The following is a 15,233-nucleotide window of genomic DNA, read 5'->3' as shown; positions in this document are numbered from 1 at the left end:
CCTCATTCGAGGGTCCGGCCCGTCGCGCGTCCGGAACCCCGCGTTCCGCACAGGCGACGGAGACGGGGCGGACACGCGGGTCGGAGACGGGGGCGGAGCACCCCGGCCGGGCGTCGGCGGGGGCCTGATAGGACAGGGCCGTTCGGGTGCGATCCGCCTACGCGGCGCGGGAACGGGTTCGGCCGAGCCGGGGACGGGACTTCTGCGGGCCTGCCCGTACCGGGCCTTGTGGCCCGCGTACACGGGCACTTCGCGGTCCGCGGGCCCCGGGGTGGGAGCCGCGGTTGCGGACTGCATTGAACGCCGCGGCATCTGACCCGGCGAACGACGGCCCCCAGCCCGGGGCTCCGGCGCCGCGCGTGGCGTGGCCGCGCTCGCCGAGGACCTATGTGACTGCGGCCAGGGCTCGACGGGCTCAAGGCATCAGGGCTTCAGGCCCTCCGGGCCTCCGGGCTTGGCAGAGGCGTGGGTTCGGGTGGGGTGGGGGCGGACGTGCCTGTCGGAGTCCTCGTGACGGTCCCCGGACGCAGCTCGGCCACCCCACGGCCACCGCCGCGGCCCGCAGTTGCCGGGCCGTCACTGCGAGTTGGCAAACCCGCGACACGAGAGGCCGGGACACATCGCGGCTGGGCGGCTCTCGGAGCGGTGCCCAAGGCTGCGGAGCGAGAGGCAACCGGACGCCGGCGGTGCGCAGTTGCCGGGCCATGCCGCCGAGTTGGGGCTCGGCGCCGACCGCCGGGTGCTCCGTACGCTCCGATCCCTTCCATGGCACCGTTATTCGCACGCTTGTTCGTGGACGCGTCGACCTGGTGGGCCAACTCGCGGAGCGTTGGGGCAGGGGAGCCGGGGGAGTTGGACGATCGTCGGTCGCGCGTCACCGCACCGCGTTCACGCGCGACCCATACGCCGCAGGGCCGTTCGGGTACGGCACCAGTCCCGCCAAGCCCTCCGACCGCCTGAACCCCTCGGGCACCACCGTGCCGTCGCAGGGCGCCGGCGCATCGCCCGTGACTCGCCGCGCCCCTTGCGCGGCGGGGCTGTTGGGGCCGATCGGCCCGGCGCGGTCGCGGCTCGCGAGTACGTTCGAGGCCTGCGGGGCGGGTGAGTTGCGGGTCGAGTCGTTGGGCCATCGGGGTGGCAGTGGCTACTCGGAAGGCGGAAAACCGGGGGGACGGGAGGCACTTGCTGCCTCCCGCGCGGCGCCCGGGGCGCGTTTGCTTAGGCCGTACGGGTGTTCGGCGGGTGGTCACACATGCGGATCGGACAGCGTGGCGATCGTCAGGAATACCGCGGTGCGCTCCGGCCCTTCGCCTTCGGCCTTGAGCCGCACCCGCTGGCCGGGCCGCAAGAGCCGAAGCCCCGAGGCGTCGAACGCCGATGCGGGGTAGGGGAGCGCGCTGCCGTCGTCGAGCAGCACAGTGCCCGACCGGGTGGCGGCGTCGAATGTGTGCACGGTTCCCTGCATGGCTCGAGGGTACGGCCCGCCGCGACCGACGCCGGCAACGCTGTACGGCCCGCTGAGGCTGCGAAGTCTCCTGCGGGCTACTGCGAGGTGCCGGAGGCCACGAACGGGCGTCCAGTGGGCCACTGCACGCCTTCTCGGGCCCGCGGCCTTGATCGTGTACCGCCGCACCGGCTTCGCCCGACCCTCCCGAGCCGCGAAACCGTCCGGCGCGAACCGCACGTGGCCCTGCCGCCTCGGACCGCGGCCTCGGACCGCGGCCGCGCGACCGCAGCCCTGCGGGCCGCAACCATCCGGGCCGCAACCATCCGGGCCTCAGCCCAGAGGGCCGCAGCCCTTGGTCGGGCAGCCCGCACTCACCAGCCCGACTTCGGCAGCCGACGTCAGGAGCGGACGTCAGGAGCGGACGTCAGGAGCGGACGTCAGCAGCCTGCCGTCAGCAACGGCAGGACCGCCCACGTCCGCGGGCCGACACCCAGCTCGACCGCACGCGCGAGATCCTCGACGGTGTCGACGTCCCGGCGTACCGAATCGACACCCGGCGGCCTGAGTTCGTGGGCCCCCGAGGCGCGGTGCCGGGCCCGGGAGGCGCCGCCGAAAGCGGGCGCGAGCGGAACCCCCGGGGAGGCCGCCAGCAGAGTCGTGCCGATGCCGGCCGCGTCCGGCAGGAACGAGCGGTGGTACGCGCTCGCTTGGCCGAGCACCCGGTCCAACTCCGCGGAGCGCAGCGCGGGCAGGTCGGCGGACAGCGCCGCGATCCCGGTGCCCGGCCAGCGTCGCCCGGCGAGTGCGGCACCGTGCGCGAGCGCCGCGTTGAGCCCGCTGCCCACGTCGGCGGCGGTCTCCGCGCCCTGCGCGCGCACCGCCTCGGCGACCAGCGGGTCGTCCGTCACCACCAGGACCCCGTCGACGCGCCCGCATGCCAGCGCCGCGCGTACCGTGTCCGCGGCGAACGCCAGGGCGAGTTCGCCGCGGTGCTCCCCGGTCGCGGGGGCCAGGCGGCTCTTGGCGATCGGGAGGGGCTTCACGGGCACCACCAGCCGCCAGTGGCGCGGTGCGGGCGGGACGACCGGAAGGCCGGGGCGTACCGCGAGGCCAGGGGTCACCCGGGGTTCGCGCATCCGTCCTCCCTGCGTCTCGCTGTTCCTGTCGTGTCCAAGGCTTGTCCAAGCCTTGTCCAGCTTGCCCGGCGTGCTCGGTCGACTCGATCGAGTGGGCTCAAGCGTGCCCAACCTTGCTCATCTGTGCTCGTATGCCGTGCCCTTGTGTGCCCGGATCCGCCCGCTCGATCGTCGGTGCGCGACCTCGTGCCGGACGCCCCTTCGAGGCCGGTAAAAGCATTGCTCCGGACTCCGCCGGTGCGTTGGACGTGCGCCTTTCTCGACATCGCGACGATTCTCACGGGAAACTACGGGCATCGACCGGGGCGCGGGGGGTTGTGCCCGGGGGCGATCACACCATGGTGTTCCCTTGTACATAATCGGCATCCGCTCAGCCCGGTCGCCCATTGTGTGAGCAGGGACACGGCGCAACACGACTCAGGAGGCTCGCTACTGATGGCCCGGAGAAGGATCGGCTTCTGGTACCGCGTCGTGGTCGTGGTGGTCAAACCCCTGCTCCTGGTGTTCACCAAGCGCGACTGGCGCGGGATGGAGCACATCCCCGTGGAGGGCGGCTTCGTCACCGCGGTCAACCACATCAGTTATGTCGACCCGCTGACTTATGCGCATTTCCAGTACGAGTCCGGCCGTGAGGCGCACTTCCTCGCGAAGTCCTCGCTGTTCAAGATCCCGGTGGTGGGCCGCATCATCAAGGGCGCCGGCCAGATCCCCGTCTACCGCGATTCCGCCGACGCCGCGCTGGCCTTCCGCGCCGCGGTGGAGGCGGTCGAACGCGGCGACTGCGTGGCCGTCTACCCCGAGGGCACGATCACGCGCGACAAGGCGCTGTGGCCCATGCAGGGCAAGACCGGTGCCGCGCGCATCGCGCTGACCACCGGCGCTCCGGTGATCCCCGTCGCCCAGTGGGGTGCCCAGGACCTGCTGGCGCCGTACGCCAAGCGCCCCCGCCTCCTCCCGCGCAAGACCATGAAGGTGCTCGCCGGACCGGCCGTCGACCTCGACGAGTTCCGCGGCCGCGAACTGACCGCCGATGTCCTGCGCGGCGCCACGGACCGCATCATGGACGCCGTGACCGAACTGCTCGCCAAGTTGCGCGAAGAGCCCGTCCCGCCGCGCGAGAGCCGCCGCAAGGCCAAGAACACGCCCGGACCGCAGGCGGATCCGGCGGCGACCGGCCCCGCCGAGGGGGACAAGCCCGCGACCGGGAGCGCCGCCGGGAGCCCCGCCGAGACTCTCTCCGAGGCCCCCGCCGAACCCCCGGCCGAGCGCCCCGCGGAGCGCCCGACCGAGCGCACCGCCGAGGGCGGCGCCGCATGACGCGCTGCGCGGTGTTCGGCGCCGGCTCCTGGGGGACGGCCTTCGCGATGATCCTCGCCGACGCGGGCTGCGAAGTGACGCTGTGGGCGCGCCGCCCCGAGGTCGTCGACGCGATCAACAACGACCACCACAACCCCGGCTACTTCCCCGGGGTCCGCCTGCCCGAGACGGTCACCGCGACGGTCGACCCCGGGAAGGCCGCCGCGGGCGCCGACTTCGTGGTGCTCTCCGTGCCGTCGCAGTCGCTGCGCGGGAACCTCACCGCCTGGGCGCCGCTGCTGCCCTCCGACGCGGTTCTGGTGAGCCTCATGAAGGGCATCGAACTCGGCACCGCCAAGCGCATGAGCGAGGTCATCGGCGAGGTCGCCGGCGTCGCCGAGGACCGCGTGGCGGTCGTCAGCGGGCCCAACCTGGCGGCCGAGATCGCCCGGCGCCTTCCCGCCGCGAGCGTGGTCGCCTGTGCGGACGAGGACGTCGCCCGCAGGCTCCAGGCCGCGTGCATGACGCCGTACTTCCGGCCGTACACGAATTCCGACGTGGTCGGCTGCGAACTCGGCGGCACCGTCAAGAACGTCATCGGCCTCGCGGCCGGCGCCGCCGACGGCCTGGACCTGGGCGACAACGCCAAGGCCTCGCTCATCACCCGCGGCCTTGCCGAGACGATGCGCCTCGGCGCCGCGATGGGCGCCGACCAGCACACGTTCGCCGGTCTCGCGGGCCTGGGCGACCTGGTGGCGACCTGCTCGTCGACGTTGTCGCGCAACCACACCTTCGGCATGAACCTCGGGCGCGGCATGACGCTCGACGAGGCCACCGCCGCGACGAGCCAGACCACCGAGGGCGTCAAGTCGTGTGTCGCGGTGCAGGAACTCGCGCGCCGGCACGGCGTGGAGATGCCGATCGTCGACACCGTGGTCGCGATGGTGAAGGACGGCAAGTCCCCGCGCCTGGCGGTCAAAGAGCTCATGTCGCGCAGCGCCAAGCCGGAGAGGTACGACGTCGACGGCTGACGCCGACACCGACGCGGACGTCACCCCCCGACGCCGAACACCGACGCCGAACCCCGACGTCCGCGAGGTGCCTCCCAACGCTCGCACACATGTGGCAGTAGGGTTTTGCCACCATGAACGACGTCACCCACGCTTCCGGCACCCCTGGCACCACCGGCACCCCCGCCGGCGGCACGCGTCCGCGCGTCGCCGTCGTGTTCGGCGGGCGCAGCTCCGAGCACGCGATCTCCTGCGTGACCGCGGGCAGTGTGCTCGCCGCCATCGACCGGGAGAAGTACGACGTGCTCCCGCTCGGCATCACGCAGGACGGCCGCTGGGCCCTGGTCGCCGACGCCGCCGAGCGCCTCGCGATCGGCAACTCCGGGCGGCTGCCGGACGTCACCGACGTCGCGGAGCCCGGCGGTTCCGTGGTGCTGGCCGCCGACCCGACGCAGCGCGAGCTCACGCTCGTCGAGACCGGGCAGGTCACCGACCTGCTCGGCGGCGTGGACGTGGTGTTCCCGCTGCTGCACGGCGCGTACGGCGAGGACGGCACCATCCAGGGCCTGCTGGAACTCGCGGGTGTGCCATACGTCGGCTCGGGCGTGCTGGCCAGTTCGGTCAGCATGGACAAGGAGTACATGAAGCGGGTGTTCGAAGGCTTCGGCCTGCCGATCGGCCCGTACACGACGATCCGCCCGCGCGACTGGGAGCGCGACCCCTCCGCGGTGCGCGAGGCTGTCGCGGCGCTCGGCTTCCCGGTGTTCGTCAAGCCCGCGCGCGCCGGTTCGAGCATGGGCATCAGCAAGGTCCACGACATCGACGCGCTCGACGAGGCGATCGAGACCGCGCGCAAGCACGACCCCAAGGTCATCGTCGAAGGCATGCTGACCGGCCGCGAGATCGAATGCGGCGTACTGGAGACGCGGGACGGCGCGATCGCGAGTGTCCCGGCGGAGATCCGGGTGCGCGGCGACCACGAGTTCTACGATTTCGAGGCCAAGTACCTCGACGACGTGACCGAGACCGACGTGCCCGCCCTCCTCACGGACGAGCAGACGCGCGAGGTGCAGCGCATGGCGGTGGCCGCGTTCGACGCCCTCAGCTGCGAAGGGCTCGCGCGCGTCGACTTCTTCCTGCTGGACGGCGGCAGCGTGGTCATCAACGAGGTCAACACCATGCCCGGGTTCACCCCGGTGTCGATGTACCCGCAGATGTGGAAGGCGAGCGGGGTCGAGTACCCGGAGTTGGTCGACCGCCTCATCAGCGCCGCGCTGGAGCGCCCGAACTCACTTCTGCGCTGAGCGGGTTCGCGGCGTCAGCCACTGCCCATCGTGGCCGGCACGGTCCGCTTCACCGGTTCCGCGAGCGCGGTGAGCGGACCGGTCTGCTGGCCGAACTTCGCCGGCACGGTGACCTCGATGTTCACCTCGCGGTGCAGCGTCGTGAAGCGCACGCCCTTCCCCTCGCCGAGGAAAGTGAACGACCAGTCGACTCCGTTGACGCCCGCGACGTTCTGCGCGGGGTCGTAGCGCGGGTCGTCCGGGCGCAGCGAGACCGGCGTCGGCACCCCGCAGCGCAGCACGACCGCCGGGTCGCCCCACGCCGCGATCAGGTCGGAGTCCGGGACGGTCTTGCGCGACTCGGCGTCCAGCACCTTGTCCGGCAGCTGGTCCTGCAGGTCGCGGCAGATGCGGTCGATCTCCGCGCGGACCTCCGCCGGGGGCTGCGGCAGCCGGACTTTGACCGGGTCCGGGTCGCCGTCGAGCAGCGTGATGGCGGTCAGCAGCAGGCCGCCGGCGACCACGGCGCCGGGCACCACGTACTTGAGCAGCCGGGTGCGCGGGTCGGACCGTACGGGTGCCGGTTCGGCGGCGGACCCGACGGGGGCCGGCGTGGGGGATTCGGGCGCGTCGGGAGCGGGCGCGTCGGGGTCGGTCACGTGCCGATCCTAGGCACCGCGCCGGAACGCGCGGGATGCGGGGCACGCAAGGTGCGGGGCACGCGCGCCCGAGGGCGCCTCGCTCGCCGCCGGCCGGGAGGTTGCGCGCGGGTCAGCCGAGGTGCACCACCGGGCACGTCAGGGTGCGCGTGATGCCGTCGACGCGCTGCACCTTCGCGACGACCAGGCGTCCGAGTTCGTCGACGTCGGAGGCCTCGGCGCGCACGATCACGTCGTACGGCCCGGTGACGTCCTCGGCCGCGGTGATGCCCGGCAGCCCGGCGATCTGCCGGGCCACCGCCGCCGCCCGACCGACCTCGGTCTGGATCAGGATGTATGCGTGTACCACCACGGCCTCCCGGCACGCCAGGATTGAGGGGATCCGCGCGGCCCCCAGGAAGGGGACCCGCCACCGCGCCGCGCGGTTCGGCGCGGTCGGATGCAACCATTGTCGACCGCGCGGACGCGGGCGACCATGTCGCGGCCGGACTTCGGGGGAAGTTTGTGCAAACTTTCGATGTGTCGGGAGCGCCGCCCGCCTGCGCATTTGAGCACTTCAGCGACCAGATCACGACATCACCGGACCGGCGACCGGACACCGACAGGACGGGACACCACCCATGAGCGGGACGTTGGGCGACCTCGGCGAGTTCGGCCTCATCGGTGCGCTCACCGAGCGGGTCCCCACCGGCAGACACGTGCCGCTGGGGCCCGGCGACGACGCGGCCGTGGTCGCCGCGCCGGACGGGCGCGTCGTGGCCACCACGGACCTGCTGGTCGAGGGACGGCACTTCCGGCGCGACTGGTCGACCGCGTACGACGTCGGGCGCAAGGCCGCCGCCCAGAACCTCGCCGACATCGCGGCGATGGGGGCGGTCCCCACCGCGCTGCTCGTCGGCCTGGTGGGCCCGGCCGAACTCCCGGTGGCGTGGGCGCTCGAACTGTACGACGGGCTCCGCGACGAATGCGCGGTCGTGGACACCGGCGTCGCGGGCGGCGACGTCGTGCGCGGCAGCTCCGTCATGATCTCGATCACCGCGCTCGGCGACCTCCAGGGCCGCGCCCCCGTCACCCGCGCCGGCGCCCGCGCCGGGGACATCGTGGCGGTCGCCGGATGGCTCGGCTGGTCCGCCGCCGGGTTCGCGATCCTCAGCCACGGCCACCGCAACCCGCGTGCGTTCGTCGAGGCTCACCGGCGGCCCGAGCCGCCGTACGAGGCCGGCCCCGCCGCCGCCCGCCTGGGCGCCACCGCGATGCTCGACGTCAGCGACGGCCTGATCGCCGATCTCGGCCACCTGGCCCGGGCCTCCGGCGTACGCCTGGACCTGCGCAGCGAGCTGTTCGACATCCCGGCACAAATGCGCGACGTCGCACGGGCGCTGGGCGCGGACCCGCTGCAGTGGGTCCTCACCGGGGGTGAGGACCACGCACTCGTCGCGACGTTCCCGGCCGGGACCGCGCTGACCGCGCGGTGGCGGGTCGTGGGACAGGTGGCCGGCGGCGGCCCCGGTGTCACCGTGGACGGCGAGGAGTGGTCCGGCGGGGGCGGCTGGGACCACTTCGGCGGATGACACCGGCCGGGCCCGGCAAGGTGGCCGGGCGGCATGGCCCGGTGGAGGCGTCCAGGCCGGTCGATAGGCTGGCAAGCATGGTGCAGACTCCCGCCCGCGTGCTCACGATCGCGGGTTCCGACTCCGGCGGCGGCGCCGGGATCCAGGCCGACCTGAAGACCATGCTCGCCCTCGGCGTGCACGGCATGAGCGTCATCGCGGCCGTCACCGCGCAGAACTCGCTCGGCGTCCAGGGCTATTGGGAGCTGCCGCCCGAGGCGGTGCGGGCGCAGTACCGCAGCGTCGTCGACGACATCGGCGTGCAGGCGGTCAAGACCGGCATGCTCGCGTCGCCCGTACTCGTCGAGACCGTCGCCGAACTGCTGGCCACGCAAAAGGCCGCGGTCGTGGTCGACCCTGTGTCGGTCTCCAAGCACGGCGACGCGCTGCTGGCCGAGGAGGCATTGGACGCGGTACGCGGCAAACTGCTGCCGACCGCCACCGTCGTCACGCCCAACCTGTTCGAGGTCCAGCAGCTCACCGGGCTTGAGGTGCGCGAGGAGGCCGACATGCGCAAGGCCGCGGAGGCGGTCCTCGCGTTCGGCCCGGAATGGGTGCTGGTCAAGGGCGGGCACCTGAAGGGTGAAGCCGCCGACCTGCTGTTCGACGGCTCGCGCGAACACTGGTTCCGCAGCGACCGCTTCGACAACCGGCACACGCACGGTACGGGGTGCACCCTGGCGAGTGCGATCGCGTCGTACCTCGCCCTCGGCCGTGACGTGCCGCGTGCGGTGGGTGCCGCCAAGGAGTACGTGACGGGCGCGATCCGCGAGGGCTTCCCGCTGGGGGCCGGGATCGGGCCGGTCGACCACGGCTGGCGGTTCCGAGCCTGACGCGCGGCGCCCGCGCACGACAAGCGGGCGCCCGCACACCGCACAGGCGGCGGGCCCCGGCCCCGGGCACAACGAAGAGCCGGGCCACCGCGCGGTGGTCCGGCTCTTCGGTTCAGCTCAGGTCAGCGGGTAACCTTGCCCGCCTTGATGCACGAGGTGCAAGCGTTCAGGCGCTTCGGCGTGCCGCCCTGTACCGTGCGGACCGTCTGGATGTTCGGGTTCCAGCGACGGCGGGTGCGGCGGTGCGAGTGCGAGATGTTGTTGCCGAAACCCGGCCCCTTGCCGCAGACGTCGCAGTTGGCAGCCACGGGAGACACTCCAAAGACGAATAAGGATTGCGCGTACGTTCACGTGCCGGCAGGTGCCAGGCAACCGAGGAAGAGTAACCGACGAGCGGGTGGGGACGCCAATCCGCGCTTGCGGGCATCGCCCGCGCTACGAGCAATGCCCAAGTGGGCGACAACGGACATCCGACAGAACTCGTCACGCTTCGCCGCCAGCTTATCGCATGGTCGTCGGCACCTTCCCGGGCCCCTGGGGCGGATACGCTGCACCAGCAACTACGGGCGGAGCGCATCCGAGGAGAACGGCGAGGTGGGCGTGCTGGGAGAGCTGGACGCTCCGGCGGTACGCCGCTGGTGCCGGGCCGGGCTACAGCAGCTTGGGCGCGCGCGCGAGGAGATCGACGCGCTCAACGTCTACCCGGTGCCCGACGGAGACACCGGGACGAACCTCTTCCTCACCCTCGAAGCGGGCATGGCCGAGGTCGAGGCCCTGTTCAACCGTGAGAACCGCGAGACCCGTGAGAACCGTGAGGCGCGCGACACCCGCAACGGCCCCGAAGCACGCGAAGCACCTGACGTGCGCGACGAGCGCGACGGCGACGAACCCGACCTCCCCGGCACCATCCGCGCGCTGGCCCACGGCGCGCTCATGGGGGCACGCGGCAATTCCGGTGTCATCCTCAGCCAGCTCCTGCGCGGCATGGCCGACCAGGTGGAGGCCGAGTATCGCGACGCCCTCGCCGACGGCGCCGAGCGCGCGAGCGGCCCTGTCCTGCGACGGGCGCTGCGGCGGGCCGCCGAGGAGGCGTACGTCGCCGTGGCCCGCCCGGTAGAGGGCACCATGCTGACCGTGGCGCGCGCCGCGGCCACCGGGTGCGAACAAGCCGACGACGACCTGACCGCGGTCGTACGCGGCGCCGCCTCCGCAGCCCGGGACGCCCTCGCGCGCACCCCCGAACAATTGGACGTCCTGCGCCGCGCCGGAGTCGTCGACGCGGGCGGCCGCGGCCTGTGCGTGCTGTTCGACGCGCTCGTCGCCGTGGTCACCGGCGAACGGCCGACCGCCCCGCGCGCGCATGTGCCCGTACCGAAGGCCCTTGAGCCCGAGGCGCGTTGTGCCGAGGACCCGCAGGCGCCGTCCTTCGAGGTCATCTACCTCCTCGACGCCCCCGACGACGCCATCCCGGCGCTGCGCACGCGCCTCGACGGTCTCGGGGACTCGCTCGTCGTGGTCGGCGGCGAGGGCCTGTGGAACGTGCACGTCCACGTCGACGACGCGGGCGCGGCGGTCGAGGCCGGCGTCGAGGCGGGCCGCCCGCACCGCATCCGCATCACGCACCTCGCAGTCTCGGACGCGGTGCCGCACGACGGGGCGCGAGTGGCCGCCGGGCGCGCGATCGTCGCGGTCGTCCACGGCGACGGCCTGGCCGCGCTGTTCACCGAGGCCGGCGCACATGTGGTCGAGGCCGGCCCGGGGCGCGCGCCGTCGACCGGAGCGCTCGTCGAGGCCGTACGCGCGACCGGCGCCCGCGAGGTGGTGCTGCTGCCGAACGACCCGGACGGCCACGCGGTCGCGGGCGTCGCGGCCGAGCAGGCGCACGCGTACGGCATTCGTGTGCAGGTGGTGCCCACCAAGGCCGCCGTCCAGGGGATCGCCGCCCTCGCGGTGCACGAGCCCGGGCGCCGGTTCGACCAGGACGTCGTCGGCATGACGTCGGCGGCCGGCGCGACGCGGTACGGCGCCCTCACCACCGCGACGCGCGAGGCGTGGACGATGGCCGGCGTCTGCCAGGCGGGCGACGTCCTCGGCATCATCGACGGCGACATCGCGGTCATCGGGCAGGACCTCGCCGAGACCGGCAAGACCGTGCTCGACCGCATGCTCGCCGGCGGCGGCGAACTGGTCACGCTGGTCACCGGCGCGCAGATCGACACTGGCCTCGCCGACCAACTGGTCACCGCGATGCGCGCGGGCCGCCCGGAGGTCGACGCCGTCGTCTACAGCGGCGGCCAGTCCGTCTACCCGCTGCTGATCGGCGTCGAGTAGCACCGCGCTCGGGGGAATGCCCCTGCTTGTCCGCCCCGGCGGGTAACGTCGCCAAGGCCGCTTGGCACCCCCCGTCGTCGGTCAGCCAGGGAGAACGTACGCCGTCATGTCCCGCCTCGATGAACCGCTGGCCAAACTGGTCGGGGACCGGACCGCGAAGGTGCTGGCCAAGTCCCTCGGTCTCGGCACCGTGGGCGATCTGCTGCGCCACTACCCGCGCCGGTACGCCGAACGCGGCCGCCTCACCGACCTCTCGCGCCTCGAAGTCGACGAGCACATCACCGTCATGGCCGAGATCGCCAAGGTGACCGCCCGCCAGTTCCGCAACCGCCGCGGGAACCTCCTCGAAGTGGTGGTCACCGACGGCCGCGGCAACCTCAAGCTGACGTTCTTCAACCAGGCCTGGCGCGAACGCGAACTCCGCCCCGGCATGCGCGGCCTCTTCTCCGGCAAGGTCGCCCGCTTCCGCGACGAACTGCAACTCAACCAGCCCGACTACCAGTTGATGGACCAGGACGACGAGGACGACTCCGGCGCCGCGCAGATGTTCGCGGGCGCCCTGATCCCGGTCTACCCGGCCGCCGCCGCGATGCCGTCCTGGAAGCTGGCCCAGTGCGTACGCGTCGCCCTCGACACCCTCGGCGAGGTCGGCGACCCGCTCCCCACCGACCTCCTCACCCGCCGCGACATGCCCGGACTGCGCCAGGCCCTCCAGTGGATCCACCTGCCGTCGTCATGGCCCGAGGTCAACGCCGCCCGCGACCGCCTCAAGTGGGACGAGGCCTTCGTCCTCCAAGTCGCCCTGGCCCAACGCCGCCTCGCCGCCCAGTCCCAGACCGCCGTTTCGCGCGAGGCCCGCCCCGACGGCCTGCTGACCGCCTTCGACGCCCGACTCCCCTTCACCCTCACCGAAGGCCAGGTCAAAGTCGGCACCGAGATCGCCGCCGACCTCGCCGCCGAACACCCCATGCACCGCCTTCTCCAGGGAGAAGTCGGCAGCGGCAAGACGATGATCGCCTTGCGGGCGATGCTGACGGTGGTGGACGCGGGCGGGCAGGCGGCGTTGTTGGCGCCTACCGAGGTGTTGGCGCAGCAGCACCACCGGTCGATCGTGGAGATGCTGGGCTCGCTCGCCGAGGGGCCGGGGATGCTGGGCGGGTCCGAGGTGGGCACGAAGGTGTCGCTGCTGACGGGGTCGATGGGGGTGCCCGCGCGGCGGGCCGCGCTGCTGGACCTGGTGACGGGTGAGGCCGGGATCGTCATCGGGACGCACGCGCTGATCGAGGACAAGGTGAAGTTCCACGACCTGGGGCTCGTCGTCGTGGACGAGCAGCACCGGTTCGGCGTGGAGCAGCGTGACGCGCTGCGCGGCAAGTCGGAGCGGCCGCCGCACCTGCTGGTCATGACGGCGACGCCGATTCCGCGGACCGTCGCGATGACGGTGTTCGGCGACCTGGAGACGTCCGTACTGGACCAACTCCCCTCGGGGCGCTCGCCGATCGCGACGCACGTGGTGCCGGCTCGGGAGAAGCCGAAGTTCCTGGACCGGGCGTGGGAGCGCGTACGCGAGGAGGTCGCCAAGGGGCACCAGGCGTACGTGGTGTGTCCGCGGATCGGCGACGAGGAGGACGCGCCCAAGCCGAAGAAGAAGGCGAAGGGCAAGAAGGCCGCCGAGGAGGATCTGCCGCCCGAGGCCTATCTCGACGATCCGGACGACATGGGGGCGGACGCGGACGACGGCGGCGAGAAGCGGCCGCCGCTGGCGGTGCTGGACGTCGCGGCGGGGCTGGAGAGCGGGCCGCTGCGGGGGCTGCGAGTCGGCGTGCTGCACGGGCGCATGGCACCGGACGCGAAGGACGACGTGATGCGTCGTTTCACGGCCGGCGAGTTGGACGTGCTTGTCGCGACGACGGTGATCGAGGTCGGGGTCAACGTCCCGAACGCCACGGTCATGGTGATCATGGACTCCGAGCGGTTCGGCGTCTCGCAGCTGCACCAGTTGCGCGGGCGCGTCGGGCGCGGAAGCGCCCCTGGGTTGTGCCTGCTGGTCAGCGACATGCCCGCCGGGACCGCCGCGCGCGAGCGACTGGACGCCGTGGCCGCGACCCTCGACGGGTTCGAACTGTCCCGCATCGACCTCGAACAACGCCGCGAAGGCGACGTGTTGGGCGACGCGCAGTCCGGCAGCCGTTCGTCGCTGCGCATGCTCGCCGTCGTGCGCGACGAGGACGTGATCGTGGCCGCGCGCGACGAGGCCTCCGAAATCGTGGCGCGCGATCCGGAGTTGACCGAGCACCCGGACCTGCGCAGCGCGCTGGCCAGCCTGCTGGACGAGGACCGGGCGGAGTATCTGGACAAAGGCTGAGCGGCGGCGCGCTCTCGCGGGAGGCGGGACGCGGGACCGCCCGGCCGGCGGCGGTCGCGTGATCGCATCCGCCCGCGCCCGCTAGCGTGGTGCGCATGAACGACCTGACGACGGCAGCGCCGGGGCTTCGCCCATGACGCGGGTGATCGGCGGCTCCGCGGGCGGTCGGCGCCTGGCCGTGCCGCCCGGCGAGGGGACCCGGCCGACCTCGGACCGGGCCCGCGAGGGGCTCTTCTCGACGCTGGTGTCGCTGCGCCGCAGCCTGTCCGGCGCGCGGGTGCTGGACCTGTTCGCGGGCTCGGGTGCGGTCGGCCTCGAAGCGCTGTCGCGCGGGGCCGCGCACGCGCTGCTGGTCGAGTCCGACGCGGCGGCCGCGAAGGCCGTACGCGCCAACATCGCCGACCTCAAGCTGCCGGGCGCCGAGCTGCGGATCGCGCGGGCGGAGCGGGTGGCCGCCGAGCAGGCGCCACCGGAGGCGTACGACATCGTCTTCCTCGACCCGCCTTACCAACTCCCGGGCGCCGACGTGGCCGCGTTGCTTACCGCCCTGGCCGCGGGTGGCTGGCTGGCCGCGGAGGCGCTGGTGGCCGTCGAGCGGGCCACGCGCGGCGGGGCGTTCGAGTGGCCTGCCGGGTTCGAGGAGATCAGGTCCCGGCGATATGGCGAGGCGACGCTCTGGTACGGTCGCGCCGCGCGCTCGTAACCGGGGTCGGCCAGAGCCCGGAACGAGCCCGAACAGGGCCTCAGGACCTGCGATCGAGGGGAAGAAACCCGTGCGTCGAGTCGTCTGCCCCGGGTCGTTCGACCCGGTGACCAACGGGCACTTGGACATCATCGGCCGGGCGTCCAGCCTGTACGACGAGGTCTACGTCGCGATCGGCTTCAACCGCTCCAAGCGGTCCGGCCTGTTCGATGTCGAAGAGCGCGTCGAGATGATCGAGGAAGTCACCGCCCACTACGGCAACGTCAAGGTCGAGGCGTTCGAGGGACTGCTCGTCGACTTCTGCCGCCGACGCGGCATCCCGGCCATCATCAAGGGCCTGCGTGCGGTGACCGACTTCGACTACGAGCTGCAGATGGCTCAGATGAACTACGGTCTGACAGAGGTCGAGACGCTTTTCGTCGCGACCAATCCGCTCTACAGCTTCCTGTCGTCCAGCCTCATCAAAGAGGTCGCGACCTACGGAGGCGATGTGTCCGGATACCTGCCGCCGACCGTGTTGCAGCGCCTGACCGAACGGTTGGACGCCAAGTAAGGCGGCT

14 protein-coding genes are annotated in these 15,233 nt (G+C 72.7%); 9 read left to right on the top strand and 5 right to left on the bottom strand.

What is annotated here, in order from left to right:
- Nucleotides 1–1,246: 1,246 nt before the first annotated feature.
- A complete protein-coding gene (locus AB0C36_RS33350) occupies nucleotides 1,247–1,465 on the bottom strand; it encodes a cold-shock protein (RefSeq protein WP_358361644.1) in 219 nt (72 codons plus the stop codon).
- Nucleotides 1,466–1,884: 419 nt separating this feature from the next.
- Nucleotides 1,885–2,583: a 2-phospho-L-lactate guanylyltransferase gene (cofC, locus tag AB0C36_RS33345; protein ID WP_358361642.1), complete on the bottom strand. Its 699-nt coding sequence runs from the start codon at nucleotides 2,581–2,583 to the stop codon at nucleotides 1,885–1,887.
- Between the two features lie 435 nt (nucleotides 2,584–3,018).
- Between cofC and AB0C36_RS33340 the strand changes: the two genes are divergently transcribed.
- The 3 genes from AB0C36_RS33340 to AB0C36_RS33330 all read left to right on the top strand — a co-directional run bounded on the left by AB0C36_RS33340 (nucleotide 3,019) and on the right by AB0C36_RS33330 (nucleotide 6,193).
- On the top strand, nucleotides 3,019–3,900 hold the full coding sequence (locus AB0C36_RS33340) for a lysophospholipid acyltransferase family protein (RefSeq protein ID WP_358361640.1): 882 nt from the start codon (nucleotides 3,019–3,021) through the stop codon (nucleotides 3,898–3,900).
- Nucleotides 3,897–4,910 (top strand): NAD(P)H-dependent glycerol-3-phosphate dehydrogenase, encoded by a 1,014-nt coding sequence (locus AB0C36_RS33335; RefSeq protein WP_358361638.1) that lies wholly within the window; start codon nucleotides 3,897–3,899, stop codon nucleotides 4,908–4,910. Before AB0C36_RS33340 ends, AB0C36_RS33335 begins: the two co-directional genes overlap by 4 nt.
- Nucleotides 4,911–5,023: 113 nt before the next feature.
- Nucleotides 5,024–6,193, top strand: coding sequence for a D-alanine--D-alanine ligase family protein (locus AB0C36_RS33330; RefSeq protein ID WP_358361636.1), 1,170 nt, complete (start codon nucleotides 5,024–5,026; stop codon nucleotides 6,191–6,193).
- A gap of 14 nt (nucleotides 6,194–6,207) precedes the next feature.
- Here the strand turns inward: AB0C36_RS33330 and AB0C36_RS33325 are convergent, their stop codons facing one another.
- Together AB0C36_RS33325 and AB0C36_RS33320 are read right to left on the bottom strand one after the other, a co-directional pair.
- Nucleotides 6,208–6,831 carry a DUF3515 domain-containing protein gene (locus AB0C36_RS33325; RefSeq protein ID WP_358361633.1) on the bottom strand — a complete coding sequence of 208 codons (624 nt, stop codon included), beginning with the start codon at nucleotides 6,829–6,831 and terminating at the stop codon, nucleotides 6,208–6,210.
- A gap of 112 nt (nucleotides 6,832–6,943) precedes the next feature.
- Entirely contained in the window at nucleotides 6,944–7,180 is a 237-nt protein-coding gene (locus tag AB0C36_RS33320) for an Lrp/AsnC family transcriptional regulator (RefSeq protein ID WP_358361650.1), read from the bottom strand.
- A gap of 271 nt (nucleotides 7,181–7,451) precedes the next feature.
- Between AB0C36_RS33320 and AB0C36_RS33315 the strand changes: the two genes are divergently transcribed.
- Together AB0C36_RS33315 and thiD are read left to right on the top strand one after the other, a co-directional pair.
- Complete coding sequence (locus tag AB0C36_RS33315; protein ID WP_358361631.1) at nucleotides 7,452–8,402, top strand: thiamine-phosphate kinase; 951 nt, start codon at nucleotides 7,452–7,454, stop codon at nucleotides 8,400–8,402.
- 77 nt (nucleotides 8,403–8,479) lie between these two features.
- The gene (gene thiD, locus AB0C36_RS33310) at nucleotides 8,480–9,274 is read left to right on the top strand and encodes a bifunctional hydroxymethylpyrimidine kinase/phosphomethylpyrimidine kinase (protein ID WP_358361629.1); all 795 of its coding nucleotides are present in this window, start codon (nucleotides 8,480–8,482) and stop codon (nucleotides 9,272–9,274) included.
- Between the two features lie 122 nt (nucleotides 9,275–9,396).
- Here the strand turns inward: thiD and rpmB are convergent, their stop codons facing one another.
- Nucleotides 9,397–9,582 carry a 50S ribosomal protein L28 gene (gene rpmB / locus AB0C36_RS33305; RefSeq protein WP_231778291.1) on the bottom strand — a complete coding sequence of 62 codons (186 nt, stop codon included), beginning with the start codon at nucleotides 9,580–9,582 and terminating at the stop codon, nucleotides 9,397–9,399.
- A 292-nt stretch (nucleotides 9,583–9,874) separates the two neighbouring features.
- Here rpmB and AB0C36_RS33300 point away from each other — a divergent pair, with 292 nt between their 5' ends.
- From AB0C36_RS33300 to coaD, 4 genes are all read left to right on the top strand, one after another.
- The gene (locus AB0C36_RS33300) at nucleotides 9,875–11,605 is read left to right on the top strand and encodes a DAK2 domain-containing protein (protein WP_358361648.1); all 1,731 of its coding nucleotides are present in this window, start codon (nucleotides 9,875–9,877) and stop codon (nucleotides 11,603–11,605) included.
- A 106-nt stretch (nucleotides 11,606–11,711) separates the two neighbouring features.
- The gene (recG, locus tag AB0C36_RS33295) at nucleotides 11,712–13,970 is read left to right on the top strand and encodes an ATP-dependent DNA helicase RecG (RefSeq protein WP_358361626.1); all 2,259 of its coding nucleotides are present in this window, start codon (nucleotides 11,712–11,714) and stop codon (nucleotides 13,968–13,970) included.
- A gap of 133 nt (nucleotides 13,971–14,103) precedes the next feature.
- Nucleotides 14,104–14,673, top strand: a complete 570-nt coding sequence (rsmD, locus tag AB0C36_RS33290; protein WP_358361623.1) for a 16S rRNA (guanine(966)-N(2))-methyltransferase RsmD — start codon at nucleotides 14,104–14,106, stop codon at nucleotides 14,671–14,673.
- A 70-nt stretch (nucleotides 14,674–14,743) separates the two neighbouring features.
- Nucleotides 14,744–15,226, top strand: a complete 483-nt coding sequence (gene coaD, locus AB0C36_RS33285; protein ID WP_358361620.1) for a pantetheine-phosphate adenylyltransferase — start codon at nucleotides 14,744–14,746, stop codon at nucleotides 15,224–15,226.
- Nucleotides 15,227–15,233 lie beyond the last annotated feature (7 nt).

This window comes from Streptodolium elevatio (assembly GCF_040649515.1).
GTDB classification, from domain to species: domain Bacteria; phylum Actinomycetota; class Actinomycetes; order Streptomycetales; family Streptomycetaceae; genus Yinghuangia; species Yinghuangia elevatio.
Note: the sequence above shows the minus strand (reverse complement) of the source record. Positions and strands in the feature narration are given on the sequence as shown.

Bases quoted from the DNA above. Each gene is read 5' to 3' on its own strand.
- AB0C36_RS33330 (WP_358361636.1), top strand. From the start codon at position 5,024: ATGAACGACGTCACCCACGCTTCCGGCACCCCTGGCACCACCGGCACC.
- AB0C36_RS33335 (WP_358361638.1), top strand. From the start codon at position 3,897: ATGACGCGCTGCGCGGTGTTCGGCGCCGGCTCCTGGGGGACGGCCTTC.
- AB0C36_RS33350 (WP_358361644.1), bottom strand. From the start codon at position 1,465: ATGCAGGGAACCGTGCACACATTCGACGCCGCCACCCGGTCGGGCACT.
- AB0C36_RS33340 (WP_358361640.1), top strand. From the start codon at position 3,019: ATGGCCCGGAGAAGGATCGGCTTCTGGTACCGCGTCGTGGTCGTGGTG.
- rsmD (WP_358361623.1), top strand. From the start codon at position 14,104: ATGACGCGGGTGATCGGCGGCTCCGCGGGCGGTCGGCGCCTGGCCGTG.
- recG (WP_358361626.1), top strand. From the start codon at position 11,712: ATGTCCCGCCTCGATGAACCGCTGGCCAAACTGGTCGGGGACCGGACC.
- thiD (WP_358361629.1), top strand. From the start codon at position 8,480: ATGGTGCAGACTCCCGCCCGCGTGCTCACGATCGCGGGTTCCGACTCC.
- AB0C36_RS33315 (WP_358361631.1), top strand. From the start codon at position 7,452: ATGAGCGGGACGTTGGGCGACCTCGGCGAGTTCGGCCTCATCGGTGCG.
- cofC (WP_358361642.1), bottom strand. From the start codon at position 2,583: ATGCGCGAACCCCGGGTGACCCCTGGCCTCGCGGTACGCCCCGGCCTT.